This is a genomic window from Burkholderia sp. ABCPW 14 (assembly GCF_001523835.1).
Taxonomy (GTDB): Bacteria; Pseudomonadota; Gammaproteobacteria; order Burkholderiales; family Burkholderiaceae; genus Burkholderia; species Burkholderia mayonis.
In genome coordinates this window covers 164144-188673 of sequence record NZ_LOVS01000149.1, presented here as the reverse complement: position 1 = coordinate 188673, position 24530 = coordinate 164144, and the positions used below count along the sequence as shown (strand labels likewise).

Here is a 24530-nt window from a genome sequence, read left to right as displayed (position 1 = left end):
ACCTGCTTCCCCCGGCCGGACGGCGGAACGTCGATTGAATGGGCGTATGTGCCTGCATGTTGGTTTGTTGTGGTGGCTGGCCCCGTCGTGCATGCAGACAACCGCTGCCGACACGCTGAACGCGTGCCGGCAACGCTACCCCCGCGCTGTTTTTATCGTTCCCCGTAGCGCATTTTCTTTTTCCTACTTGGTGAAAGGAGAATAGATTTAGCCCAACGGAGTGTCAATCGCTGGAACGCACTTCACCCGCCAACCTTGGTCAAAACTTGGGTTAATCCCTATTCGTTCGGGTTCCCGATCACCCGGCATCGACGCGATAGCCCTGCTGCCGCAGCAGTTCGAGCACGCCCTTCGGGCCGCCCAGGTGCAGCGCGCCGATCGCGACGAAGAGCGGCCGGTTCGGCGCGGCGATCGCCGTCACCCGCGCGACGAAGCGGCGGTTGCGCTCGTAGACGATCTTGTTGTCGATCGAATCGGCGACCGCCTTCACGCGCGCGAGCCGCTCCGTCTTCGCGGTCGCCCATGCGGCGAGCGCGTCCGCGTCGCCGATGCGCCAGAGGCGGTGCAGCGCGCGCACGTCGGCGGCGTTCTGCGCGGGCGTCTGCACCATGTCCTGCGCGAGCATCTCGCGCTGCTGCGCGAGCGTGAGCCCCGTGAACGCGCGCATCTGCTCGGCGAGCGTCTCGAGCCCGACGACCTTCCCGCCCTTTTTACGCAGGAACACGTTCTGCATCTGCGCCTCGGTGCCGTATTCGGTTTGCAGGCCGGCCGACAGCGAATCGTACGTCTCGACGACGAGCGACGCGAGCCACGGCCGCATGTTGCGGATGCCGGCAAGCGCGGCCGGATTGCCGCGCAGCCGGCCCGCGAGCTTCTGCCAGAGAGGCGGCGGCAACAGGCGCGGCAGGCACGCGTAGTTGCACACGCCGTACTTCGACACGTCGTCCTGCGATTCGAGCAGATCGTCCGGCGACAGCTCGAGCGCGAGCGTCGGCGATGCGGCGAGCGCCGCGAGGATCGGACGGCGGAACGGCTGGTTTTGCGGATAGTCGGCGGGATCGCCGACGTGCAGCGTGCCGAGCACGTAGATCGTGACCTTGCCTTTCGTCGCGACGTAGAACGGCATCCGCGCGGGCTGCGTGCGCACCGCGCCGCTCGCGACGGTGCCGTTCGACGTCGACGGCGGCGCATGGAAGCCCGGCAGCGACAGGCTCGGAGACGGGATGGGCGACTGCGACAGCGGCGCGGTCGCGACGCTGCCCGCCGCCAGCGCGCCGACGGGCGGCCACGCGATGCCGCCCGTCGCGCACGCGCCGGCGAGCACGGCGCTGGCGAGCGCACGCGCGCGCCAGCGCCGGGGATGCCTGCCGGCGTGCGTCGCTGCGCGCCGGCCGCCGTTACGCGAGCGGCGCGCGGCTTCGCGCGCCGCCACTGCCTCAGGCATTCGCCTCCCCCACCTCCTCGGCGCGATGGCAGGCGACGAGCCGGCCGTCGACGTCGCGCAGCTTCGGCTCCTCGGCGCGGCACCGCTCGACCGCGTACGGGCAGCGCTGATGGAACGCGCAGCCGGACGGCGGATTGAGCGGCGACGGCAGTTCGCCCTGCAGCTTGATCTGGATCTTGCGATCCGCCTCGAAGATCGCGGGCGTCGCCGACATCAGCGCGCGCGTGTACGGATGGCGCGGCCGCGCGTAGATCGTCTTCTTGTCGCCGAGCTCCGCGACGCTGCCGAAGTACATCACCATCACGTCGTCGGCGATGTGCTCGACGACCGCGAGGTTGTGCGAGATGAACACGTAGCTCGTCTTGAACTGCTCCTGCAGATCCATGAAGAGATTCAGGATCTGCGCCTGGATCGATACGTCGAGCGCGGACACCGGCTCGTCGGCGACGACGATCTGCGGATCGAGGATCATCGCGCGCGCGATCGCGACGCGCTGGCGCTGCCCGCCCGAAAACATGTGCGGATAGCGCTTCGCGTGCTCGGGCCGCAGGCCGACCGTGCGCATGATCTGCGCGATCCGCTGCGCGCGCTCGGCGGCCGTCAGATGCGTGTTGATGGCGAGCGGCTCGGCGAGCGTCTGCTCGACCGTCTTGCGCGGATTCAGCGACGCGAACGGATTCTGGAACACCATCTGCACGCGGCGGCGCAGCGCGGCGATCGTCTCGCGGTCCGCGCCCGCGACGTCGCGGCCGTCGATCGACAGATGCCCGAACGTCGGCGGCTCGATCATCGTCAACTGGCGCGCGAGCGTCGATTTGCCGCAGCCGGACTCGCCGACGACGGCGAGCGTCTTGCCGCGCTTCAACTCGAACGACACGCCGTTCAGCGCCTTCACGGTGCCGTGTCCGAACATCCCTCTTCTGACCGTGTAGTGCTTCGCGAGCTTGTCGGCGACAAGCACGATGTCGTCGTGCGTGGCGGACTCGCGCGTTTCGTAGACTGCGTTCATCGCGCGCCTCCTTCCGTGTGCGTCGCTTGCAGGTTGAGCGGCTTGATGCAGCGCGCGCGCATGCCGGTGCCCGGCACGAGCTCGGCGAGCGCGGGGCGCGCCTTCGTGCAGTCGTCGACGACGTACTTGCAGCGCGGCGCGAACAGGCACCCGCTCGGCCGGTCGTCGCGGCCCGGCACCATCCCGGGAAGCGCGGCGAGCCGCTTCGCCCCCGCATTGTGCTCGGGAATCGCGGCGAGCAACGCTTCGGTGTACGGATGATGCGGCGACGCGAAGATGTCCGGCACGCGGTTCGTCTCGATGATCTCGCCCGCGTACATCACCGCAACGCGCTGCGCGACTTCCGACACGACCGCGAGATCGTGCGAGATCAGCACGAGCGCCATCCCGCGCTCCTTCTGCAACGCGACGAGGAGATCCATGATCTGCGCCTGGATCGTCACGTCGAGCGCGGTCGTCGGCTCGTCGGCGATCAGGAGCTTCGGATTGCACGCGACCGCCATCGCGATCATCACGCGCTGGTTCATGCCGCCCGACATCTGGTGCGGGAAGGTGTCGATGCGGTTCTTCGCATCGGGAATCCCGACCTGGTCGAGCAGTTCGAGCGCGCGCTTCTTCAGCGCGTCGCCGCGCAGGCCCTCGTGCAGCTTCAGCACCTCCTTGATCTGATAGCCGACCGTGTAGCTCGGGTTCAGGCTCGTCAGCGCGTCCTGGAACACCATCGCGATGTCCTTGCCGATGATCCTGCGGCGCGCCTTCGGGCTTGCCTTCAAGAGATCGACGCCGTCGAACGTGACTTCGTCGGCGGTGACGATGCCGGGCGCGTCGATCAAGCCCATCAGCGCCATCATCGTCACGCTCTTGCCCGAGCCGGATTCGCCCACCACGCCGACCACTTCGCCGCGCGCGACGGACAGGTTGATCCTGTCGACCGCGGGCAGCCCGTTGAAGTTCACCGCGAGATTGCGGATGGTCAATAAGTCGCTCATGTCAGGCCATCCGTTTGAGTTTGGGATCGAGCGCGTCGCGCAGCCCGTCGCCGAGCAGGTTGATCGCGAGCACCGAGATCAGGATCGACAGGCCGGGCATCGTCACGATCCACCACGCATTGTCGATGTAATCGCGCGCCGATGCGAGCATCGCGCCCCACTCGGCCGTCGGCGGCTGCACGCCGAGACCGAGGAAGCCGAGCGCGGCCGCGTCGAGAATCGCCGACGAAAAGCCGAGCGTCGCCTGCACGATCAGCGGCGCCGTGCAGTTCGGCAGCACCTGCGAGAACATCAGGCGCAGCGTGCCCGCGCCCGCGACGCGTGAAGCGGTCACGTACTCCTTGTGCAGCTCGCCCAGCGCCGACGCGCGCGTGAGACGCACGTATGCGGGCAGCGCGACGATCGCGATCGCGAACATCGTGTTCGTCAGGCCGGGGCCGATGATCGCAACGACCGCGACCGCGAGCAGCAGCGACGGCAGCGCGAGCAGCACGTCCATCACGCGCATCACGGGCGTGTCGGCCCACTTCTGGAAGAACGCGGCGACGAGGCCGAGCACGATGCCCGGAATCAGCGCGAGCACGACCGACACGAAGCCGATCCAGAACGACATCCGCGCGCCGTACATCAGGCGCGAGAGGATGTCGCGGCCCGCTTCGTCGGTGCCGAGCACGAATTGCCAATCGCCGCCGGAGAGCCACGCGGGCGGAATCTTCACGTGGTCGCGGTACTGCTCGATCGGGCTGTGCGGCGCGAGCACCGGCGCCAGCAGCGCGACCACGACGAGCACCAGCACGACGATGCCCGCGCCGACCGCGCCGCGATTGCGGGAGAAGTTCGCCCAGAATTCGCGCAGCGCGAGGACGCGGCCGCCGACGGGCGCCGCTTGCGACGGCATCGCGTTTTGCATGTCGCTCATTGCGCCTCCCGCGTTGCCGCGCGTGCGCGGCCGAATGCCGCCGCCGCAGTTGGCCGCTGAATCAGCGGATGAATACGCGTGTGGGAATGCATGTTCGATTACCTCGTATGGCGAATGCGCGGATTCAGCACGCCGTACAGCAGATCGACGACCAGGTTCACGACGATCACGAGCGTCGCGATCAGCAGGATGCCGCCTTGCACGATCGGATAGTCGCGGCGGCCGATCGCGTCGATCAGCCACTTGCCGATGCCCGGCCACGAAAACAGCGTCTCGGTGAGCACGGCGCCCGCGAGCAGCGTGCCCACTTGAAGGCCGATCACCGTGACGACCGGGATCAGCGCGTTGCGCAGCGCATGCACGACGACGACGCGCACGGGCGACAGCCCCTTCGCGCGCGCGGTGCGGATGTAGTCTTCGCGCAGCACTTCGAGCATCGACGAGCGCGTCATCCGCGCGATCACCGCGAGCGGAATCGTGCCGAGCACGATCGCGGGCAGGATCAGATGGCTCACCGCCGACGCGAACGCGCCTTCTTCGCCGGAGAGCAGCGTGTCGATCAGCATGAAGCCAGTCGTATGAGGAATCTCGTATTCGACGGCGAGGCGGCCCGACACGGGCGTCCACCCGAGATACGACGAGAACACCATGATGAGGATGAGCCCCCACCAGAAGATCGGCATCGAATAGCCGGTGAGCGCCGTGCCCATCACGCCGTGATCGACGACCGTGCCGCGCTTCAACGCGGCGAACACGCCGGCCGGCAGCCCGACGGCGAGCGCGAACAGGAGCGCGCAGATCGACAGCTCGACCGTCGCCGGAAAGCGTGCGAGGAACTCGCTCATCACGCTCGTGTTGGTGATGATCGACATGCCCAGGTCGCCGTGCAGCGCACGGCCGACGTAGTGCAGGTACTGAAGGGGCAGCGGCTCGTCGAGCCCCAGGCGATGCATTGCTTGCGCGTGCATCGCGGGATCGACGCCGCGCTCGCCCATCATCACTTCGATGGGGTCGCCCGGTATCAGGTGAATCAGCGCGAACGCGAGCACCGTGATGCCGATGAAGGTCGGGATCACGGTGCCCACGCGGCGCAAGACGAATCGGAACATGACGCTTCTCGATATTTTCTTGTGGGAAATGTGCGACCGGCGACGAGGAGCTCGTGGCCCCCCGTCGCCGGATGATTATCGTGCAGTCGGCCTAACGGCGCACCGACGCCGCTTATTTCACGCTGACGCCGTCGAAGCGCGCATAGCCGAGCGGCTCGATCCGCATGTCGACGACGCTCTTGCGCGTCGGCTGATAGACGGTCGAGTTCGCGATCGGCGAAAACGGCAGCTGCTGCGCGAAGACTTGCTGCGCCTGCATGTAAATCTTCGTACGGGCATCCTGCGACGTCGTCACGCGGCCCTTCTGAACGAGCTCGTCGAACGGCTTGTAGCACCACTCGGAGAAGTTGTTGCCCTTCACCGCCTCGCAGCCGAGCAACGTGCCGAGCCAGTTGTCGGGGTCGCCGTTGTCGCCGGTCCAGCCGATCAGCATCGTGTCGTGCTCGCCCGCGTGCGCGCGCTTGATGTACTCACCCCACTCATACGTGACGATCTTCGCCTGCACGCCGATCTTCGCCCAGTCGGCCTGGATCATCTCGGCCATCAGCTTCGCGTTCGGGTTGTACGGGCGCTGCACGGGCATCGCCCACAGCGTGATGGGGAAGCCGTTCGGATAGCCTGCCTTCGCGAGCAGCGCCTTCGCCTTCGCCGGATCGTAGGTCGCGGCCTTCAGGTTCTTGTCGTACGACCATTGCGTCGGCGGCATCGGCGCGCTCGCCGCCTGCCCCGCACCCTGGTAGACGGACTCGATGATCGCCTTCTTGTTGATCGCCATGTCGAGCGCCTGGCGCACCTCGAGCTTGTCGACCGGCTTGTGCTGCACGTTGTACGCGAGATAGCCGAGATTGAAGCCCGGCAGCGACGGCATGCCGACGTTCGAATCGGCCTTCAGCGTCGCGATATCGGCGGGCCGCGGATAGCTCATCACCTGGCACTCGTTGCGCTTGATCTTCTGCACGCGCACGCCCGGGTCGGGCGTGATCGAGAAGATCAGCTTCGAGATCTTCACCGCGCCCTTCTTCCAATAATCAGGATTGCCGTCGAATCGGATCGTCGCGTCCTTCGTGTAGCTGCGGAAGGTGAACGGGCCGGTGCCGATCGGCTTCTGGTTGATGTCGGCCGCCTTGCCCGCCTTCATCAGCTGGTCCGCGTATTCGGCGGACAGGATCGACGCATACTGCATCGCGAGGTTCTGGATGAACGGCGCGTTCTGTTCCTTCAGCGTGAAGCGGACCGTATACGGATCGAGCTTTTCGACTTTCGTGATCAGCTTGTCGAGGCCCATGTCGGTGAAGTACGGGAACGATACCGGATACGCCTTGCGGAACGGCTGGTTCGCATCGAGCATCCGCTCGAACGTGAACACGACATCGTCCGCGTCGAATTCGCGCGCCGGCTTGAAGAAATCGGTCGTATGGAATTTGACGCCGTGGCGCAGATGGAACGTGTAGACCTTGCCGTCGGGCGAGATGTCCCATGTCTCGGCGAGGCCGGGCTCGACCTTCGTGCCGCCGCGCTCGAACTCGACGAGGCGGTTGTAGATCGGGAACGAAGATGCGGTGAAATCGACGCCCGTCGTGAATTGCGCGGAATCGAAACCCGCCGGGCTGCCTTCTGAGCAGTAGACGAGCGTTTTGTTCGGGATCTGTGCGAATGCAGAGCCCGCGACGCCGAAAGATGCCGCTGCAACGCCCGCAATGGCGGTAACACGCAGTGCGCGCAACAGACGATTATGTTCCATGTTTCCTCCAGGTCTCCGGTTCAAGGCCGGCCTAGGCCGGCGTAGGCGGATATTACTTGAGCTTTCATAAGAGGAACAAGCCGAAGAAAAATCCATTCGTCATGCGCACGCCATCGTGAAATGCGTGGCTCGGCCAAGCGCGGCGCGTGCGCCGTCGCGCCGATTCGGCGCGATTCGGCGCGATCAGCGTTATCCCTTATATCTTCGATTTTTCGTAACGGTCTTCGGCGATGGATCGGGTTCGATACGTGACTGCTACGGATTGCGCGATCTTTTTTGGCGCGCGTTCGCGCCGACGCGTTGCGCGTCGAGCGCGCAGCCGGTCGCCGCGAGCGGCCGCGATCAATCGAGATCGGCGCTTCTCGCCGGCACGAACGCGACCGCGACGAACGACAGCGCGAGCCCGGCCATCACGTAATAGGTCGGCGCAAGCGGCGTGCCCGTCGTCTTGATGAGCCACGTGACGATGAACGGGCCGAAGCCGCCGAACACCATCACCGCGACGTTATACGCGAGCGACAGGCCCGTCGAGCGCGCGTTCGCCGGAAAGAGCTCGGCGATCATCGCGCCGAACGGCCCGTAGTAGCCGGCGAGCGCCACCGACAGGATCGCCTGCACGAGAATCAGCCGCGCGATGCTCGGCGACGCGTCGAGCCAGATGAAGAGCGGATAGATCAGCACGAGCGTGAGCCCGAGCGCCCACAGCGACAATCCCTTGCGCCCGATCCGATCGGACCACGCGCCCGCGAGCGGCGACAGCACCGTCAGCAGCAGATTGCCGATGATCACCGCGTAGAACGACTGCGCGTAAGGCAGCTTCAGTTGCTTGACGGCGAACGTCGGCAGATAGCTGATGAGCACGTAGACGGTGACGGTCAGCGCGATCACCGAGCCGAGCCCGCACGTCACCGCGCGCCCGTGCTGCGCGAACACTTCGCCGAGCGTCACGCGCCGCGCGTGATCGCGCGCGTGCAGGAACGCCTCGGAATCGGCGAGATGGCGGCGCAGATAGAACCCGACCGGCCCGATCACGAGCCCGAGCAGGAACGGCACGCGCCAGCCCCACGCATGCAGCGCCTCGGTCGACAGGCCGCGCGTCACCGCCGCGCCGACGAGCGAGCCGATGAGGAGCGCCGCCGCCTGGCTCGCCATCTGCCAGCTCCCGTAGAACCCGCGCCGCGAGAACGGCGCCGCTTCGATCAGGAGCGCGGTCGCGCTGCCGAACTCGCCGCCCGCGGAGAAGCCTTGCAGCAGACGCCCGAGCACGATCAGCAGCGGACCGCCGATGCCGATCGCCGCATAGGGCGGCGCGACCGCGATCAGGAAGATGCCGAGCGTCATCAGCAGGATGACAAGCGACAGCGCCGCCTTGCGCCCCGCTCGATCCGCGTAGAGACCGAGCACGATGCCGCCGATCGGCCGCATGCAGAAGGCGACGCCGAACGTCGCGGTCGTCAGGAGCAGCGACGAATATTCGCTGCTGGCCGGAAAGAACAACTCGGCGATCACGACCGTCATGAAGCTGAAGACGATGAAGTCGTACCACTCGAGCGCGTTGCCGATCACGGCCGCCACCACCGCGCGCCGGTTCAGCGCATGTCCCGCCGTTTTCGTCGAAGCCGCAATCGATGCCATCCTCGCCCCTCGCTGTCATCGTGCTGTTGTCGTGCGCCGGCGCCTTAACAGGCTGACGCCGCGCCAACGGCCGTGGAGCGAGTGTAGAAAGCGGCGGAATCGATTTCAAGCAATAAAAAAACGCCCGCGGTCGTCGGACCGCGGGCGTTTTTCGCTTCGGTGCGATGCGGCGCGGCGCCGCAAGACGCCGCACGCCGCGTTACGCCATTTTCGTGAACGCGCTGCACCAGCCCTTCGCCGACACCTGCTTGCCGGGGAACGCGCCGCACGGGCCCGACGCCGAGCCCTTCTTGCCCTGATACAGCATGCAGCCCGAACAGGCTTCGCCTGCCGCGTACTTCGGGAACTTCGCCTTGTCGACCTTGGTGGCGTCGGCCTTGTAGCCGAGCGCGACGGCGGTCGGATCGGTTTCGGACAGCATCGGCAGATCGGCCGAGAACGCTTCGCGCGTGAGCGCGAGCGCCGACACGGCGCCGACGCTCGTGATCAGGAAACTCCGGCGGGACGTTTTCATGGGAATTCGCTCCAACATTGTGGGTTGTCGCTGCTCTAGCGGCAGCAGCGCACAAGCATACCGCTCATGCGCCCAAATGTGACGCGGGTAATTCCGAAGATAAGGCCATCGAAAACAAGAAATCGGCGCGCCGCCTACGGAGGTTATGTGCGCGCCGCCATTTCGCCGACGCGCTGCGCGATCGCGAGCGCCGCGGTGAGCCCGGGCGATTCGATGCCGAACAGGTTCACGAGCCCGCGCACGCCGTGCTGCGCCACGCCCTGGATCACGAAATCGGCGGTGGGCTCGCCGGGCCCCGCGACCTTCGGGCGAATGCCCGCGTAGGCCGGCTGCAGCGAGTCGCCGGGCAATCCTGGCCAATACGCGCGGATCGATGTGTAGAACGCGGCGGCGCGGTGCGGATCGACCTCGTAGCGCAGCGTGTCGATCCATTCGACATCGGGCCCGAAACGCGCCTGTCCGGCGAGATCGAGCGTCAGATGCACGCCGAGCCCGGCCCGATCCGGAACCGGATAGACGAGATGCGCGAACGGCACGCGCCCGGACAGGCCGAAGTAATTGCCGCGCGCGAGATAGAGCGGCGGCACCCAGCGCGAATCGAGCCCGCGGATGCGCTTCGCGAGCGCCTGCGCACCGAGCCCCGCGCTATTGATCACGCACGCGGCTTCGATCTCGGTCGGCGTATCGCCGCCGACGCGCACGACGAAGCAGCCGCCCCCCACGTCGATCGATTCGACGGGTGAGCGCAGCGCGCACGCGGCGCCGTCACGCTCGGCGTCGCCGAGGAGCGCAAGCATCAGCTGATGGCTGTCGACGATGCCCGTGCTCGGCGAGAACAGCGCCTCGATGCATTCGAGCTCGGGCTCGAGCGCCTGCACTTCGTCGCGCGACAGCGACAGCAGATCGAGCACGCCGTTTTCCTCCGCGCGCGCGGCGATCGCCTTCAGCTGCTTCGCCTGCGCGGGCGATGTCGCGACAACGAGCTTGCCGCAGCGCCGGTGCGGCACGTTGTGCGTCTCGCAGAAGTCGTAAAGCAGGTCGCGCCCGTGCACGCACAGCGACGCCTTCAGCGATCCGCGCGGATAGTAGAGCCCCGCGTGGATCACTTCGCTGTTGCGCGAGCTCGAGCCCGTGCCGATCGCATCGGCCGCTTCCAGGATCAGCGTCTCGCGTCCGCGCGCGGCCAGCTCGCGCGCGATCGCAAGGCCGACTATGCCGGCGCCGATCACCACACAGTCAATCCGCTCCATCGTCATTCGCGTCGCTCACGCTTCGAAGGCAGGACCTACGATTGTACGTCGCGCGACGCGTGTGCGCCTGCCGGCCGTCAAAAGCCGATCGGCCGGCGGCGCCCGGTGCTTTCGTCGGTGCGGATATCGCGCGGCGCGACCGCGTCCCGCCCGTCGAGCCGCGCCGCGCCGAACGCGTGCAGCAGCACGCGGCGCATCGTGCGGGGCGGCATCGCGGCGAGCACGTCGAGCGCGTCGTCGCCGAGCGCGTCGGGGAACCGACGCCCCCACGCGTGCGCGTTGCGAATCTCGCCGTAGATCGTCTGCGCGATGCGGCGCGCGCCCGGCGCGTCGGGCGGCTCGATCTCGTACACGTTCATCCGGTTCATGATCGGCTCGGGAATCGCGCTTGCGTCGTTCGCGGTCGCGATCCAGATCACGTTGCCCGCGTCGATCGGCACCTCGGCGAATTCGTCGATGAACGCGCATGCGGTATCGTGCTCGAGCAGCGCGTACAGCGCGCCGAGCGGATCGTATTGCGCGTCGCTGCCCGCCTTGTCGATCTCGTCGATCGCGATCACGGGATTCGAGTAGCAGCCGTTGACGAGCGCGTCGAACACCTTGCCCGGCTTCGCGTTCTTCCACTGCGACGACGCGCCCGACAGCACCCAGCCCGCCGTCAGCGAGCTCATCGGCACGTAGTGATAAGCGGTCCCGAGCATCTTCGCGAGCGCCTTCGCGAAATGCGTCTTGCCGATGCCCGGCTCGCCGAGCAGCAGGATCGGCATCAATTCGAGGCGGTCGTCGGTTTCGAGGCAAAGCGCCACTTGCTTGCGCACGTCGTCGAGCAGCTCGGCGAAGTTGGGCAATTCCTCCGCGAGCGAATCGAACGCGGGCATCCGCGTGGGCTTCACGCAAAAGCGCAGGTTGCCCGTCTTCAGCATCTTCTCGTAAGTCGCGCGCAGCGCGTCGCTTGCGCCTTCGTTCAGATCGTTCAGCGCCGTCTCGATTCGATCCAGATCGTAGACCGTACTGAACGACGCCACCGCCAGTTCCTGTTTCACCATCGCCGTCGTCATCGCACACCTCGCCTTGCTGCCGCCGTCCGTTTTTCAGACCCCTTCGATTTCAGTGTAGCCAGCGCGACATCCCGCGCAAGCGAGCAGCCGCCGGGGTCTGCTGCTAACATCCTCGCGACGCTGCACGCGACACGCGCCGCGCGTATGATCGTGAATTCACGTCGTGCGTGCGCGCATCGCACCGCCGCCATTCCGCGGCGCGGTCCGCAGCCCTTGCGCATCGCGCCGCTCGTCGACGAGCCATGCCGATGCGTTCGCCGCCCGCGCCGGCTGCCGCGCCGTCGCCGCGGCGCGCCCGTTTACCGCGCCGCCCGACGCTTGAAAAATCCGCGCGCCGCGCTCACCTCGTCGATATCCCCGATAGCGGCGCTGCACGCGAAAGATGAACCGAGCAATTACCCGCGCGGTCGGAAGTTCGATGAATTTGTTTAAGCGTAAGATGTCCGCCTGTCCCGCCTCCCGGCTCGCCCGCGCCGGAAAATTCGTGCTCGAAGCCGGCGTCGCGGGCGCGCTTGTCGGCGCCGCGCTCCCCGCGCATGCGCAGAGCGGTCCGCAGCCCGTGATCGATTGGGAGATCCAGGTGGTACGCGACGGCCAGATGATCGACACGTTCGAGCAGAAGACCACCGTCGGCCAGGCCCGCTCGGACACGCACAGCTTTCCCGTCGCGCCCGCGGCCGGTTGCGGCGCCGCCGCGACGAACGCGTCGGCCGCCGACGCGCCCGCATCCGAACTGTCGCGCACGATCACGGTCGCACCGCTGTACGTCGAAGGCGACGCGGTCGCGCTCGCGATCGACGCGCAGGAAACGCTCGCCGACGACAGCGCGGTGCCGTCCGGCGGCGCGCCGTGCACGTCCCCGCCGCCGCGGCGAATCGTCGCAAGCCATCCGGGCCTGAACGCACGCGCCGCGCAGTGGACCGACTGGACCTTGGCCGAGCGCAGCCCGCAACTCGTCTACCGCGTGCGTGCGCACGTCGTCGAGGACTGACCGACCATGCACGTGCCCGAGACCCTGCCGCTCGCCGAGCCGCAGCCTGCCGAGAACGAAATCACGGCGGTCAGCTGGAATCTGCACAAGGGCCGCTCGCCGCTCGGCTTCACCGCGTGGGACGCGATGCGCAGCTGGGTCGAATCGACGCACGCGGACGTCTATTTCCTGCAGGAAGCGATGGCGCGGCGCATGCCGCGCCCGATGCTCGCGTCCGGCTTCGGCAGGCCCATGGCGGAGCCCGTCGACGACGTCTGGCACTGCCAGGCGACCGAGATCGCGCGCGCGCTCGACTGGCAGATCGCACTCGGGCCGAACGTGTTCAAGCCTTCATGGCGGCACGGCAACGCGATCCTGTCGCCGCATCCGCTCGACCTCGGCGGCCGCTGGGACATCTCCGCGCACCGCTTCGAGCGTCGCGGCCTGCTCGTCGCGCGCGCGACGCTCGCGGGCGGCGCGCCCGTCACGCTGCTGTGCGCGCACCTCGCGCTCACGCGCGCCGCGCGGCTGCGGCAGATGAGCTGGATCGCGCACTGGATCGAGCGCCACGCGAGCACGGGGCCGCTCGTCCTCGCGGGCGACTTCAACGACTGGCGCAACGACTCGATCCCGCTGTTCGGCGAGATCGGCCTGTCCGAAGTCGCGACGCTGCTCGGCGCGTCGGGCCGCACGTTTCCCGCGTTCTCGCCCGCGCTCGCGCTCGACAAGATGTTCGTGCGCGAGATGACGCCGATCGAATGGCGCGCGCCCGGCGACGAAACCGCATGGCTGTCCGATCATCTGCCGTACGTCGCGCGGCTGCGGCTCGACTGACGCCCGAACGCGCGCCGCACCGGACGCACCGGCCACGAAAAACCTGCCTGAATCGACGAAAGGCGCACGCAAGTTTGTCGGCGATTTCCGCGCGTTTGCCGGAGTCAAGCCCGCGAGCGCCCAAGGCACGGTAAAATGCAGCGTTTCTCACTCGTCTGTTTTATCGGGTAGGCGTGCGAATGACGTGCGCCATCGGCCGGTCCGCGGATCGGGCCGTCCCTCGGTTTCCGCATCGTTTCCGAATCCATGAGCAAATTCGACACCGCTACCGTCCTGTCCGTCCACCACTGGACCGACACGCTGTTCAGCTTCACTTGCACCCGCGAACAAGCCCTGCGCTTCAACAACGGCGAGTTCACGATGGTCGGCCTGGAAGTCGACGGCAAGCCGCTCACGCGCGCATACAGCATCGTGAGCCCGAACTACGAAGAGCACCTCGAGTTCTTCAGCATCAAGGTGCAGAACGGCCCGCTGACGTCGCGGCTGCAACACCTGAAGGTCGGCGATGCGGTCCTGATCGGCAAGAAGCCGACGGGCACGCTCGTCGCCGACAACCTGCTGCCCGGCAAGACGCTGTGGCTGCTGTCGACGGGCACGGGCCTTGCGCCTTTCATGTCGATCATCCGCGATCCGGCCATCTACGACCGCTTCGACAAGGTGGTCCTCACGCACACATGCCGCCTGAAGGGCGAGCTCGCGTACATGGACTTCATCAAGCACGACCTGCCGGGCCACGAGTACCTCGGCGACGTGATCCGCGAGAAGCTCGTGTACTATCCGACCGTCACGCGCGAGGAATTCGAGAACGAAGGCCGGATCACCGACCTTATCTCGTCCGGCAAGCTGTTCACGGATCTGGACGTCCCGCCGTTCTCGCCCGAGCACGACCGCGTGATGCTGTGCGGCAGCACCGCGATGCTGAAGGACACGACCGAGTTGCTGAAGAAGGCGGGCCTCGTCGAAGGCAAGAACAGCGCCCCCGGGCACTACGTGATCGAGCGCGCGTTCGTCGACTGACCCCGTTTCTTAATCCACATCAAAAACCGGAGCCTGGCGCTCCGGTTTTTTTGTGTCCGATCTTGGCAACATGGTTACAAAACGTCATATTTGTATCTCAAAATAATTACAAGTTCGCGTTGTGTTGCTGAAGTCGTCTGTCAGTGTTTGTCCTACATCGGGAACATCCCGAGTCTCGGCGAGCACCTTAAAACGTCCGTCCAGTATGACTTTGCATATAATTCTGCGATATCATGCGCGGCGCGTGAAAACGGTCCCACACACTGTTACAGTGCCAGACCAAATGTTACAAGATGTAAATAGTGTTTCCGCGGCATATTGCTGATTCCGCCCCGGCAGGCCATGCCGGCCGCGTCGGTCGGCAGTCGTTCCAGTGGGTGTCTGAATAGCTTTCTGAACAGAAAGGGAGAGTCATGGATACGCCGTCTATTGCGCTGTCGAGTGCAAGCGCCCTAGCTTCGTCGTCGCGCGACCTTGCGACCGATGCCGGCATTCCTTTCGTTTCCCGTCCCGCCGTGCGTCCGCCCGCCGCCGAGCGGCTCGGCGCGCGCGTCGCGCAACTGTCCGCCGAACTCATCGCCGCCGACGAGTCCGCGCGCCGCCATCTCGCGGGCGAGCTGCACGACGGCCTCGGGGCCGACCTCACCGCCGCACGCTTCGCGCTTGCGAACATCGAAACCTGGCTGCCGGACGACGTGCCCGACGGATGCCGGCGCGCGCTCGCGCTCGCGCAGCAGGCGCTCGACGCCGCAACGGCCGCAAACCGCCGCCTGATCGACGGCCTCGGCACGCCCGCGCTCGAAGCGGGGCTCGTCGGCGCGCTCGCCGCGTGGATCGGCGCGCACGGCGCGCGCACTGGCCTGCGCACGAGCTTCGTCTGCGCGGCCGACGCGCGCGTCACGCAGCTTTCCGCCGACGGCACGCTCGCCGTATTCCGCGTCGCGCAGGAAGCGCTCGCAAACGTTGCCAAGCACGCGCACGCATCGGCCGCCGACGTGCGGATCGACGTCGACGACACGCATCTGACCCTCGTCGTCGCCGACGACGGCGTGGGCATTCCGGCCACGCGTTGCCGCGGCTACGGGCTCGGCGGCATGCGCGCGCGCTGCGAAGCGCTCGGCGGCACGCTCGAACTCGTTTCGCCGCGCTCGAGCGGCGCGGGCACGGCGCTTTGCGCGCGCTTCGCGTGGGCCGCGCTCGTCGCCCCCGCGCATACGCCGGCCGCCGCGCGCAGGATGCGCAAGGAGGCGCGATGAGTCTGCAGATCCTGCTCGTCGACGACCACGCAATCGTCCGCCAAGGCATCCGTCAACTGCTGATCGACCGCGGCATCGCACGCGAGGTGATGGAAGCCGAGTGCGGCAGCGAGGCGCTCGCGATCACCGACAGGAGCGCGTTCGACGTGATCCTCCTCGACATCTCGCTGCCCGACATGAACGGGATCGAGGTGCTCAAGCGCCTGAAGCGCAAGCTGCCGCGCATGCCGGTGCTGATGTTCTCGATGTACCGCGAAGATCAATTCGCCGTGCGGGCGCTGAAGGCGGGCGCGGCCGGCTACCTGTCGAAGACCGTCAACGCCGCGCAAATGGTGTCGGCGATCAGCCAGGTCGCCGCCGGCCGCAAGTACGTGAGCCCGGCGATGGCCGAGGCGCTCGCAGAATACGTGTCGTTCGAGAACGAGCCGCTGCCGCACGAGAAACTGTCCGACCGCGAGTACCAGACGCTGTGCATGATCGCGTCGGGCAAGCGGCTCACCGACATCGCGCACGCGCTGTCGCTGTCGGTGAAGACAGTCAGCGTCTACCGCACGCGCCTCCTCGAGAAGATGAAGCTGTCGAACAACGCGGAGTTGACGTTCTACGTGATGAGCAACCGGCTCGTCGACATGAACCCGGCAATCGGCGCGTAGCGCGGCGCGCGTTCTCCGCGCGGCCGACGCTTCCCGCGGCGCAGCGCCGCGCCGTGCGCAAGCGGTTGTTTTCATTGGACGATTTTTTTGCGACTCACGTCGCGATTGCGCATCGTCCGGCACGGGCAAGCGCGCCACATCCGCTAAAATGGCGGATTTTCCACTTTCCGGCGCGCCTCGCGTTTCCGGTAATCCTTCGCAATGTCTCTTTTCCGCAAGAAAAACGTCGACCGCATGATCGCCGGCGCGCACGCGGCCGGCCTCAAGAAGGCGCTCGGCGCGGTCGACCTCACCTTTCTCGGCATCGGCGCGATCATCGGCACCGGCATCTTCGTGCTGACCGGCACGGGCGCCGTGCAGGCCGGCCCCGCGCTGATGCTGGCGTTCGTGGTCGCGGCGATCGCGTGCGGCCTCGCCGCGCTGTCGTATGCCGAATTCGCATCGACGATCCCCGTCGCCGGCTCGATCTACACGTATTCCTATGCGACCCTCGGCGAGCTCGTCGCGTGGATCATCGGCTGGGATCTGATGCTCGAGTACGGGCTCGCGGCGTCCGCGGTGTCGGTCGGCTGGTCCGGCTACCTGCAATCGCTGCTGCAGGGCTTCGGCGTGTCGCTGCCCGCGGCGCTCACCGCCGCACCGGGCGGGCTGCCCGGCGTCGTCACCTACTTCAACCTGCCTGCGTTCCTCGTGATGATCATCATCACGACGCTGCTGTCGATCGGCATCCGCGAATCGACGCGCGTGAACAACATCATGGTGTTCATCAAGGTCGCGGTCGTGCTGCTCGTGATCGCGGTCGGCGTCTTCCACGTGACGCCCGCCAACTGGAAGCCGTTCATGCCGCACGGCTGGAACGGCGTGTTCGGCGCGGCGGCCGTGATGTTCTTCGCGTTCATCGGCTTCGACGCGGTGTCGTCGGCGGCCGAGGAAGTGAAGAATCCGAAGCGCGATCTGCCGATCGGCATCATCGCGTCGCTCGGCGTGTGCGCGTTCCTGTACGTCGCGGTTGCGGCCATCGCGACGGGCATCGTGCCGTGGGCGCAGTACGCGAACATCTCGCATCCGATCTCGTACGCGCTGCAAATCGCGGGCGAGAAGTGGGTCGCGGGCTTCATCGACCTCGGCGCCGTCGTCGGCATGCTGACCGTGATTCTCGTGATGAGCTACGGCCAGACCCGGATCATCTTCGCGATGTCGCGCGACGGCCTGCTGCCCGCCGCGCTGTCGCGCGTGCATCCGCGCTTCGCGACGCCGTTCCTGACGACCTGGCTCGTCGGCCTGTTCTTCGGCCTGATCGCCGCGCTGATTCCGCTCAACGTGCTCGCCGAGCTGATCAACATCGGCACGCTCGCCGCGTTCTCGATGGTGTCGATCGCGGTGCTCGTGCTGCGCCGCACGCACCCGGATCTGCCGCGCGCGTTCCGCTGCCCGGGCGTGCCGGTGGTGCCGATCCTCGCGGTCGCCGCGTGCCTGTTCCTGATGCTGAACCTGCAGCCCGTCACGTGGATCGCGTTCGGGACGTGGCTCGTGATCGGCCTCTTCGTGTACTTCGCGTACTCGCGCCGTCACTCGAAGCTCGCGCACGGCACCGAGCAGCACTGACGGGTCTCTTCCCGCGTATCGCGCGTGGCGGGCCTGCTCGAGCGGCTCGCCGGCGCGTGCAATAGGCGCTCCCGACTTCCGGGAGCGTTTTTTTTGCGCGCGCGGCCGCTCCTGCGCGCTTTCATCGGACGCGCCATAATCGCGCCATCGAGCGGCCGGATCTCCCGCCGGCCGGGACGTCGCAAGGACCGGATCATGGAAAGCATGGATCTCGAAGTGCTGAGAACGGGCGCGCGCTGGCTCGGCGACGGCCGCCGCGCGCTGCTCGTGACGGTCGTGCGGACCTGGGGTTCGTCGCCGCGGCCGGAGGGCGCGATGCTCGCGGTGCGCGACGACGGGCTCGTCGTCGGCTCGGTGTCGGGCGGCTGCATCGAGGACGATCTGATCGCGCGCGTGCAGGCGTCGGGCGTCGCGAGCTGGGCGCGGCCCGAAGCGGTCAAGTACGGCGTGACGGCCGAAGAAGCGCATCGCTTCGGCTTGCCGTGCGGCGGCACGATCGAGCTCGTGCTCGAACCGCTCGCGCCGAAAAGCGGCATCGCGGCGCTGTGCGACGCGCTCGAGCGCGGCCGGCTCGTCACGCGCACGCTCGATCTCGCGACGGGCGAAGCGGCGCTCGCGCCCGCGATCGCGACCGACGGGCTGCACTTCGACGGCGCGCGCCTCGTGACGATTCACGGGCCGCGCTACCGGATGCTCGTGATCGGCGCGGGGCAGTTGTCGCGCTATCTGTGCCAGATCGCGGTCGGGCTCGACTATCAGGTGACGGTCTGCGATCCGCGCGAAGAGTACACGGACGCGTGGGGCGTGCCGGGCACGCGGCTGGTGCGGACGATGCCCGACGACACCGTGCTCGACATGCAGCTCGACCGCCGCTCGGCGGTGATCGCGTTGACGCACGATCCGAAGCTCGACGATCTCGCGCTGATGGAAGCGCTGAAGACGCCGGCGTTCTACGTCGGCGCGCTCGGCTCGCGGCGCAACAGCCAGGCGCGGCGCGAGCGGCTGCGCGAGTTCGATCTGAGCGCGGCGGAGCTTGCGCGGCTGCATGGCCCGGCGGGCATCTACATCGGCAGCCGCACGCCGCCGGAGATCGCGGTGTCGATCCTCGCCGAAGTGACGGCGGCGAAGAACGGCGTGTCGCTGCCGACGATCCTGCAGGTCGAAGGGGCGAAAGCGGCGCGCGAGGTCGCGGCGGGCAGCGGCGCGGTCTGCGGGATTTAGCGCGGAGCGTAGCGCGCGCCGGTTCGCGGAAGGGCGGCCGAGCGCGGCGATCCGGCGTCGTTCGGCATGGCAAGCGGAAGTCGCGGCGCCGGCCGAACGGCGTTGGGGCGCGGACGTATCTCGGCATCTATCCGGGCATCTCGGCGGACGGCAGGCTCCGTGACGCCGTTTCGCGGCGGATGGCAGGAAGTGCGGGCAGAAGACGCCTGCTCGCTCGCACGTTTCCGGTTTCTCTGCCGTTCGGGTTTCATCGTCGTCGAAGCAAGACAGCGTTCGTGGGTGCGCCGAAATGGCGACGAGATGTCCGCGGGTCCACCGGCAATAATAAAACCGACTGATTGGCGTTCAAATCTTGATTCTTGAAGTCAACGTCGAATTTCTCGTTATTTAGAAAATGCCGGCTAATGGCGAGAATCGGAATTCAGGACGTGTTTCGATATCGCGCGGCTGAAAATACGCGATGCGTCGAATCATCCGCGTTGCAAATGCACGCTTCGTCTCGGCAAGCGACCAACCGCGCTCCGTTGCAACAGGAACCCGGGTGCCGCGCCGGAAATCGAAAGCCACTTGCATGTGGCGCGCGCGGTCCGATCCGTCGGACCGCGTTCATTCGAATCAGCATGCAAAAGCATGCGGCCGGATAAAATAAAAATAACTTGATTGTCGGAATCAACGTTGACAGCCGAAGTTTTCCGACAATAATCTTGCTGCGATATCGACAAATCGAGAATATCCATGTCCGATCTCGCTTTTTTATCGCAATCCGAACAATCCGGCCGCGCTCGCACCGCCGCGTATCTGCACGAAATCTGGCGGGCCGCGCACGGCGATCCCGACTATCTGCGCGCATTGCGCTTCAGCGGCGTGGGCGTCCTGCCGTCGGCCTTTCCGGTCACCGATTTCGCGTCGGCCGCGATCGGCGCGGCGAGCGCCGCGGTCGCCGAGCTCGTGCATCACGCGACCGGCAAGCTGCCCGGCGTTCACGTGGATCGCCGCCGCGCGTCGCTTTGGTTCGGCGCGTCGCTGCGTCCATGCGGCTGGCAGGTGCCGCCACCGTGGGACGTGATCGCGGGCGACTATCGTACCGCCGACGGTTGGATCAGGCTGCACACGAACGCGCCGCATCATCGCGACGCCGCGCTCGCGGTGCTCGGCACGCCGCTCGACAAGGCGGCCGTCGCGCGTGCGGTCGAGCAGTGGCGTGGCGACGCGCTCGAGTCCGCCGTCATCGCGCAGGGCGGTTGCGCGGCCGCGATGCACACGCAGGACGAGTGGGCGCGTCATCCGCAAGGGCGCGCGGTGCGCGCGGAGCCGCTGCTGATTCACGACGACGTGGCGGTCGAGGGCAAGCGCCCGGCATGGTCGGCGTCCGCCGAACGTCCGCTGCACGGCGTGCGCGTGCTCGACCTGACGCGCATCCTCGCGGGTCCCGTCGCCACGCGCTTTCTTGCCGGCTTCGGCGCGCAGGTGCTGCGCATCGATCCGATCGGCTGGGACGAGCCGAACACGGTGCCGGAAGTCGTGCTCGGCAAGCGCTGCGCGCGCGTCGACCTGAAGTCCGGAGAAGGGCGAGCGCTGCTGCGGCGCCTGATCGGCGAGGCCGACGTGATGGTCCACGGATACCGGCCCGACGCGCTGGAGCGGCTCGGCTTCGACGCCAACGAGCGGCGCCGGATCAACCCGGGCCTCGTCGACGTGTCGCTCGATGCCTATGGCTGGAGCGGGCCGTGGCGCGGACGCAGGGGTTTCGACAGCCTCGTGCAGACGAGCGCCGGCATCGTGGAGACGGGCATGCGCGAAACACGCGGCGAGCGTCCCGTGCCGCTGCCCGTCCAGGCGCTCGATCACGGCGCCGGCTATTTCCTCGCGACCGCCGCGATTCGCGGCCTCGCGCGCCGGCTCGCGACGGGCGTCGGGACGAGAACGCGCGCGTCGCTCGCGAGAACGGCGGTGCTGCTCGCGTCGGATGGACTGCAGGAGAAGGACCGGCTGACGATCGCCCCCGAGACGCCCGACGATCTGGCCGAGTGGGTCGAGGAGACGAGCTGGGGGCCGGCGCAGCGCGTGCGCGCGCCCGTGGCGGTCGACGGCGCTCCTGTGCGCTGGCCGCATCCGGCGAGCGCGCTCGGTTCGTCACCCGCCGAGTGGTAGCGGGCGCGCGTCGGCGCATTCATCCCGTTCACACGGGAGCACGCATATGAGCCGGATAGTCATAGTCAGCGGCGGCGGCGCGGGAATCGGTTTGGCGAACGCGCGTCATTTCGCGCGGCGGCGCGCGCAAGTGGTAATCGTCGGCCGTCGTGCAGACGTGCTCGCGCGCGCCGTCGAGCAGATCGTTCAGGTCAACGGCGGTGCGGAGCGCGGCCGCTGGGCGGGCGGTGCATCGCGCGACTCATCGTACGACTTTCGCCTCGAGCAAGTCCGCGGCCTGATGCGCTTCGCGAACGCGATCCACACACGTTCCGATACGTCGGGCGCCTCGCGTTTCATGCGATCGTGCGGCGTGCGAACGGCGCGCTCACGCGATCCCGCCGTTCGCGCGCAGCACCTGCCCGTTGACCCAGCCACCGTCCGCGCCGGCGAGAAACGACACGACGCCCGCGATGTCGTCCGGCTCGCCGAGGCGCTCGAGCGGCGGCATCTTCGCGTAGGTCTGGATCTGCTCGTCGGTCTTGCCGTCGAGGAACAGCGACGTCGCGACGGGGCCCGGCGCGACCGCGTTCACGGCGATGCGACGCCCGCGCAGCTCCTTCGCGAACACGTGCGTGAGCGCCTCGACTGCCGCCTTCGTCGCGTTGTAGATCGCATAGCCGGGCAGCTTCAGCGCGAGCATCGTGCTCGATAAATTGATGATCCGGCCGCCGTCCGCGAGCCGCGCGGCCGCTTCGCGCAGCGTGTTGAAGGTGCCGCGCACGTTGATGTCGAAGATCTGGTCGAATGCGGCGTCGGTCGTGTCGGCGAGCGGCCCCGTCTTCAGGATGCCCGCGTTGTTGACGAGCACGTCGACCGTGCCGAGCTGCCGTTCGACGGCGTCGAACATCCGCCGCACGTCGTCCGCGCGGCCGATGTCGGCTTTCACCGCGAGCGCGGCGGCGCCGCCCGCCTGGAGTTCGGCGGCGAGCGCGTCGGCTTCGGCGGCGCTCGACGCGTAGTTGACCGCAACCGCGAAGCCGTCGCGCGCGAGGCGCCGCGCGATGGCCGCGCCGATGCCGCGCGACGCGCCGGTGACGATGGCGACTCGAGCATTCGTGGTGTCGTTCATGATGCGTGTCCTCGATGAAGTAGCGGATGAGCCCCATCATCGAACATTCCATTGAATAGATAATCGTGATCAAATGGATATCATCATTCCATTTTCTTTAACGATAGGTCGAGGATCGACGCGATGGACCGATTTCAGGAAATGCGGGTTTTCGTGCGGATCGCCGAGCGGCAGAGCTTCAGCCGGGCGTCGGACGACTTGCAGATCCCGCGCGCGACGGTGACCAACCTGATGAAGCGAATGGAGGAGCGGCTCGGCGCGCGGTTGCTCGAACGGACGACGCGCACCGTGCGCCTCACGCAGGACGGCGAAGCGTACTACCGGCGCTGCCTGCGGCTGATCGCCGATCTGGAGGAAGCAGAGGGCTCGTTTCGGGACGCGGCGCCGAAAGGGCAACTGCGCGTGAACCTGCAGGGCACGCTCGCGCGCTACTTCGTCGTGCCGGCGCTGCCGGATTTCCTCGCGCGCTATCCGGGGATCCGGCTGCACGTCGGCGAGGACGACCGGTTCGTCGACCTGGTGCGCGAGGGCGTCGATTGCGTGCTGCGCTCAGGCAATCTGCAGGATTCGTCGATGGTCGGACGGCGGGTCGCGCAGCTCGAGCAGGTGACGGTCGCGAGCCCCGCCTATCTCGCGCGGCACGGCGAGCCGGCCGACGTCGCCGCGTTGTCCGCGCACCGCGCGGTCGATTACGTGTCGAGCGCGACGGGCAAGCCGATGCCGCTCGAATTCACCGTCGACGGGCGCGTGAGGGCCGTGCAGCTCGATGCGGCCGTCTCCGTCACGGGCGTCGAACTCTACACGGGCGCGGCCGTTGCCGGCCTGGGGCTCGTGCAGGTGCCGCGCTACCGGATCGTCGATGAATTGAAGGATGGACGCTTGAAGATCGTGCTCGGGGCCTGTCCGCCGCCGCCGATGCCCGTCAGCGTGCTGTATCCGCAGAGCCGGCAGTTGTCGTCGCGGGTGCGGGTGTTCGCGCAGTGGCTGCGGGAATGCTTCGAGGCGGCGGAGGCGGAACTCGGGTGACGGCGCGATCGGCCGAGCCGCTCAATGCAGCATCCCCAGCCGCTCCGCCATCGGATGCCGCTGCACATAGCACTGAAACGCCTCGATGAACACGTTCTCGGCCGCATTCATCCGGCGCTCGCGGTTCCACATCAGAAAGATCTCGACGTCGAGCAGGCCTTCCTCGGGCGGCAGCCGCCAGAGCCGCTGCCGCGCGAGGTCGTCGCGCACGATGTGCTCGGGCAGGCAGCCGATCCCGTAGCCCGCGAACACGAGGCGTCGGATTTCGTCGAGACTCGCCGACGTCGCGACGATCCGCCCGGTGAAGCCGCGTTGATCGCGAAACACGGTGAGCGGCGCGAGCGCGTCGCCGATCTGGTCGCTGGTGAACGAAACGAAATTCTCGGCGAGCAGATCTTCGATTTTCAACGCCTGCCGACCGAATAAGCGGTGGTGACGTCCGCAAAACATTGCATAGCGTTGTCGCAAAAAACTGCGTAATTCGATTTTATCGACCGGCATCCGACATAATGCGAGCCCGCAAGTCGCTGTTTTCTGCAATAAAGAAGAAAGAATATCCGCCGAACGCATGACTTCGATATGCAGATCGACGCGCGGATAGGTACGGCGGAATTCGGCGAGAAACTCGTCGTAGACGGGCGACTCGACGCGGCTCACGCACAGCAGGCGCACCGATCCGGTCAGCTCGCCGCCGCGGTCGTCGAGTTCGTTGTCGAGCCGCGACATGTGGCCGTAGATGTCCGTTGCGATCCGGTAGACCTCTTCTCCCGCGCGCGTCGGCAGGAACTGCGCGCCGCGCCGCTGGATCAGCGTGCGGCCGAGCGAATCCTCGAGCCGCTTGAGCGCCTGGCTTACCGCCGGCTGCGTCAGGTGCAGCCGCGCGGCCGCGCGGCTGATGCTGCGCTCCTGCATGATCGTCAGATACGTTCGCAATAGATTCCAATCGAGGCGGTCCATCAGGACGCGCGCGACATGGGTTCGAATATTCGACACTTATTTTTACTCCCGGGAAACGATT

23 protein-coding genes are annotated in these 24530 nt (G+C 67.1%); 10 read left to right on the top strand and 13 right to left on the bottom strand.

Annotated elements, in window-relative coordinates; translation table 11 throughout:
* Positions 1-298: 298 nt before the first annotated feature.
* From WS62_RS24250 to WS62_RS24205, 10 genes are all read right to left on the bottom strand, one after another.
* Positions 299-1444 carry a TraB/GumN family protein gene (locus WS62_RS24250; RefSeq protein ID WP_066576233.1) on the bottom strand — a complete coding sequence of 382 codons (1146 nt, stop codon included), beginning with the start codon at positions 1442-1444 and terminating at the stop codon, positions 299-301.
* The gene (locus WS62_RS24245) at positions 1437-2453 is read right to left on the bottom strand and encodes a peptide ABC transporter ATP-binding protein (protein WP_066496023.1); all 1017 of its coding nucleotides are present in this window, start codon (positions 2451-2453) and stop codon (positions 1437-1439) included. Before WS62_RS24245 ends, WS62_RS24250 begins: the two co-directional genes overlap by 8 nt.
* Positions 2450-3442, bottom strand: a complete 993-nt coding sequence (locus tag WS62_RS24240) for an ABC transporter ATP-binding protein (RefSeq protein ID WP_066576231.1) — start codon at positions 3440-3442, stop codon at positions 2450-2452. Before WS62_RS24240 ends, WS62_RS24245 begins: the two co-directional genes overlap by 4 nt.
* A 1-nt stretch (position 3443) precedes the next feature.
* Positions 3444-4361 (bottom strand): ABC transporter permease subunit, encoded by a 918-nt coding sequence (locus tag WS62_RS24235; RefSeq protein WP_066576228.1) that lies wholly within the window; start codon positions 4359-4361, stop codon positions 3444-3446.
* Between the two features lie 98 nt (positions 4362-4459).
* Entirely contained in the window at positions 4460-5470 is a 1011-nt protein-coding gene (locus tag WS62_RS24230) for an ABC transporter permease subunit (protein ID WP_066576226.1), read from the bottom strand.
* Positions 5471-5582: 112 nt separating this feature from the next.
* Positions 5583-7211 carry an ABC transporter substrate-binding protein gene (locus tag WS62_RS24225; RefSeq protein ID WP_066576225.1) on the bottom strand — a complete coding sequence of 543 codons (1629 nt, stop codon included), beginning with the start codon at positions 7209-7211 and terminating at the stop codon, positions 5583-5585.
* A 342-nt stretch (positions 7212-7553) separates the two neighbouring features.
* The gene (locus WS62_RS24220) at positions 7554-8846 is read right to left on the bottom strand and encodes an MFS transporter (protein WP_066576223.1); all 1293 of its coding nucleotides are present in this window, start codon (positions 8844-8846) and stop codon (positions 7554-7556) included.
* Positions 8847-9045: 199 nt separating this feature from the next.
* Positions 9046-9360 carry a high-potential iron-sulfur protein gene (locus WS62_RS24215; RefSeq protein ID WP_010101002.1) on the bottom strand — a complete coding sequence of 105 codons (315 nt, stop codon included), beginning with the start codon at positions 9358-9360 and terminating at the stop codon, positions 9046-9048.
* 143 nt (positions 9361-9503) lie between these two features.
* Positions 9504-10616 (bottom strand): NAD(P)/FAD-dependent oxidoreductase, encoded by a 1113-nt coding sequence (locus WS62_RS24210; protein WP_082721242.1) that lies wholly within the window; start codon positions 10614-10616, stop codon positions 9504-9506.
* 71 nt (positions 10617-10687) lie between these two features.
* Positions 10688-11668 carry an AAA family ATPase gene (locus WS62_RS24205; protein ID WP_066496037.1) on the bottom strand — a complete coding sequence of 327 codons (981 nt, stop codon included), beginning with the start codon at positions 11666-11668 and terminating at the stop codon, positions 10688-10690.
* A gap of 144 nt (positions 11669-11812) precedes the next feature.
* Here WS62_RS24205 and WS62_RS36885 point away from each other — a divergent pair, with 144 nt between their 5' ends.
* The 8 genes from WS62_RS36885 (at position 11813) to WS62_RS24165 (ending at position 19224) form a co-directional block, all read left to right on the top strand.
* The gene (locus tag WS62_RS36885; protein ID WP_156441115.1) at positions 11813-12100 is read left to right on the top strand and encodes a hypothetical protein; all 288 of its coding nucleotides are present in this window, start codon (positions 11813-11815) and stop codon (positions 12098-12100) included.
* Complete coding sequence (locus WS62_RS24195) at positions 12087-12659, top strand: hypothetical protein (RefSeq protein ID WP_066576213.1); 573 nt, start codon at positions 12087-12089, stop codon at positions 12657-12659. Before WS62_RS36885 ends, WS62_RS24195 begins: the two co-directional genes overlap by 14 nt.
* Positions 12660-12665: 6 nt before the next feature.
* Positions 12666-13472, top strand: coding sequence for an endonuclease/exonuclease/phosphatase family protein (locus WS62_RS24190; RefSeq protein WP_066576211.1), 807 nt, complete (start codon positions 12666-12668; stop codon positions 13470-13472).
* 246 nt (positions 13473-13718) lie between these two features.
* A complete protein-coding gene (locus WS62_RS24185) occupies positions 13719-14489 on the top strand; it encodes a ferredoxin--NADP reductase (RefSeq protein WP_066576210.1) in 771 nt (256 codons plus the stop codon).
* A gap of 413 nt (positions 14490-14902) precedes the next feature.
* Positions 14903-15745, top strand: a complete 843-nt coding sequence (locus WS62_RS24180) for a sensor histidine kinase (RefSeq protein ID WP_066576208.1) — start codon at positions 14903-14905, stop codon at positions 15743-15745.
* Positions 15742-16398, top strand: coding sequence for a response regulator transcription factor RqpR (gene rqpR, locus WS62_RS24175; RefSeq protein WP_059469373.1), 657 nt, complete (start codon positions 15742-15744; stop codon positions 16396-16398). The genes WS62_RS24180 and rqpR overlap by 4 nt, the downstream gene beginning before the upstream one ends.
* A gap of 201 nt (positions 16399-16599) precedes the next feature.
* Positions 16600-18003 carry an amino acid permease gene (locus WS62_RS24170; protein WP_066576205.1) on the top strand — a complete coding sequence of 468 codons (1404 nt, stop codon included), beginning with the start codon at positions 16600-16602 and terminating at the stop codon, positions 18001-18003.
* Positions 18004-18198: 195 nt separating this feature from the next.
* Positions 18199-19224, top strand: coding sequence for an XdhC family protein (locus tag WS62_RS24165; RefSeq protein ID WP_066576203.1), 1026 nt, complete (start codon positions 18199-18201; stop codon positions 19222-19224).
* A gap of 470 nt (positions 19225-19694) precedes the next feature.
* Here WS62_RS24165 and WS62_RS36880 read toward each other — a convergent pair whose 3' ends face one another.
* The gene (locus WS62_RS36880; protein WP_156441114.1) at positions 19695-19961 is read right to left on the bottom strand and encodes a hypothetical protein; all 267 of its coding nucleotides are present in this window, start codon (positions 19959-19961) and stop codon (positions 19695-19697) included.
* On the opposite strand from WS62_RS36880, the gene WS62_RS24160 reads away from it, so the two are divergent.
* Positions 19960-21375: a CoA transferase gene (locus WS62_RS24160; RefSeq protein WP_066576201.1), complete on the top strand. Its 1416-nt coding sequence runs from the start codon at positions 19960-19962 to the stop codon at positions 21373-21375. The two genes, WS62_RS36880 and WS62_RS24160, sit on opposite strands and share 2 nt — an antisense overlap.
* 367 nt (positions 21376-21742) lie before the next feature.
* Here the strand turns inward: WS62_RS24160 and WS62_RS24155 are convergent, their stop codons facing one another.
* Entirely contained in the window at positions 21743-22486 is a 744-nt protein-coding gene (locus tag WS62_RS24155) for an SDR family oxidoreductase (RefSeq protein ID WP_066576199.1), read from the bottom strand.
* A gap of 123 nt (positions 22487-22609) precedes the next feature.
* Between WS62_RS24155 and WS62_RS24150 the strand changes: the two genes are divergently transcribed.
* Entirely contained in the window at positions 22610-23512 is a 903-nt protein-coding gene (locus WS62_RS24150) for a LysR family transcriptional regulator (RefSeq protein WP_066576197.1), read from the top strand.
* A gap of 21 nt (positions 23513-23533) precedes the next feature.
* Here WS62_RS24150 and WS62_RS24145 read toward each other — a convergent pair whose 3' ends face one another.
* Complete coding sequence (locus WS62_RS24145; RefSeq protein WP_066494321.1) at positions 23534-24469, bottom strand: LysR family transcriptional regulator; 936 nt, start codon at positions 24467-24469, stop codon at positions 23534-23536.
* Between the last annotated feature and the right edge of the window lie 61 nt (positions 24470-24530).

Excerpts from the sequence above, each read along its gene's own strand:
- WS62_RS24250 (WP_066576233.1), bottom strand. The coding sequence starts at position 1,444 with ATGCCTGAGGCAGTGGCGGCGCGCGAAGCCGCGCGCCGCTCGCGTAAC.
- WS62_RS24245 (WP_066496023.1), bottom strand. The coding sequence starts at position 2,453 with ATGAACGCAGTCTACGAAACGCGCGAGTCCGCCACGCACGACGACATC.
- WS62_RS24240 (WP_066576231.1), bottom strand. The coding sequence starts at position 3,442 with ATGAGCGACTTATTGACCATCCGCAATCTCGCGGTGAACTTCAACGGG.
- WS62_RS24235 (WP_066576228.1), bottom strand. The coding sequence starts at position 4,361 with ATGAGCGACATGCAAAACGCGATGCCGTCGCAAGCGGCGCCCGTCGGC.
- WS62_RS24230 (WP_066576226.1), bottom strand. The coding sequence starts at position 5,470 with ATGTTCCGATTCGTCTTGCGCCGCGTGGGCACCGTGATCCCGACCTTC.
- WS62_RS24225 (WP_066576225.1), bottom strand. The coding sequence starts at position 7,211 with ATGGAACATAATCGTCTGTTGCGCGCACTGCGTGTTACCGCCATTGCG.
- WS62_RS24220 (WP_066576223.1), bottom strand. The coding sequence starts at position 8,846 with ATGGCATCGATTGCGGCTTCGACGAAAACGGCGGGACATGCGCTGAAC.
- WS62_RS24215 (WP_010101002.1), bottom strand. The coding sequence starts at position 9,360 with ATGAAAACGTCCCGCCGGAGTTTCCTGATCACGAGCGTCGGCGCCGTG.
- WS62_RS24210 (WP_082721242.1), bottom strand. The coding sequence starts at position 10,616 with ATGACGATGGAGCGGATTGACTGTGTGGTGATCGGCGCCGGCATAGTC.
- WS62_RS24205 (WP_066496037.1), bottom strand. The coding sequence starts at position 11,668 with ATGACGACGGCGATGGTGAAACAGGAACTGGCGGTGGCGTCGTTCAGT.
- WS62_RS36885 (WP_156441115.1), top strand. The coding sequence starts at position 11,813 with ATGATCGTGAATTCACGTCGTGCGTGCGCGCATCGCACCGCCGCCATT.
- WS62_RS24195 (WP_066576213.1), top strand. The coding sequence starts at position 12,087 with ATGAATTTGTTTAAGCGTAAGATGTCCGCCTGTCCCGCCTCCCGGCTC.
- WS62_RS24190 (WP_066576211.1), top strand. The coding sequence starts at position 12,666 with ATGCACGTGCCCGAGACCCTGCCGCTCGCCGAGCCGCAGCCTGCCGAG.
- WS62_RS24185 (WP_066576210.1), top strand. The coding sequence starts at position 13,719 with ATGAGCAAATTCGACACCGCTACCGTCCTGTCCGTCCACCACTGGACC.
- WS62_RS24180 (WP_066576208.1), top strand. The coding sequence starts at position 14,903 with ATGGATACGCCGTCTATTGCGCTGTCGAGTGCAAGCGCCCTAGCTTCG.
- rqpR (WP_059469373.1), top strand. The coding sequence starts at position 15,742 with ATGAGTCTGCAGATCCTGCTCGTCGACGACCACGCAATCGTCCGCCAA.
- WS62_RS24170 (WP_066576205.1), top strand. The coding sequence starts at position 16,600 with ATGTCTCTTTTCCGCAAGAAAAACGTCGACCGCATGATCGCCGGCGCG.
- WS62_RS24165 (WP_066576203.1), top strand. The coding sequence starts at position 18,199 with ATGGAAAGCATGGATCTCGAAGTGCTGAGAACGGGCGCGCGCTGGCTC.
- WS62_RS24160 (WP_066576201.1), top strand. The coding sequence starts at position 19,960 with ATGTCCGATCTCGCTTTTTTATCGCAATCCGAACAATCCGGCCGCGCT.
- WS62_RS36880 (WP_156441114.1), bottom strand. The coding sequence starts at position 19,961 with ATGGATATTCTCGATTTGTCGATATCGCAGCAAGATTATTGTCGGAAA.
- WS62_RS24155 (WP_066576199.1), bottom strand. The coding sequence starts at position 22,486 with ATGAACGACACCACGAATGCTCGAGTCGCCATCGTCACCGGCGCGTCG.
- WS62_RS24150 (WP_066576197.1), top strand. The coding sequence starts at position 22,610 with ATGGACCGATTTCAGGAAATGCGGGTTTTCGTGCGGATCGCCGAGCGG.
- WS62_RS24145 (WP_066494321.1), bottom strand. The coding sequence starts at position 24,469 with ATGGACCGCCTCGATTGGAATCTATTGCGAACGTATCTGACGATCATG.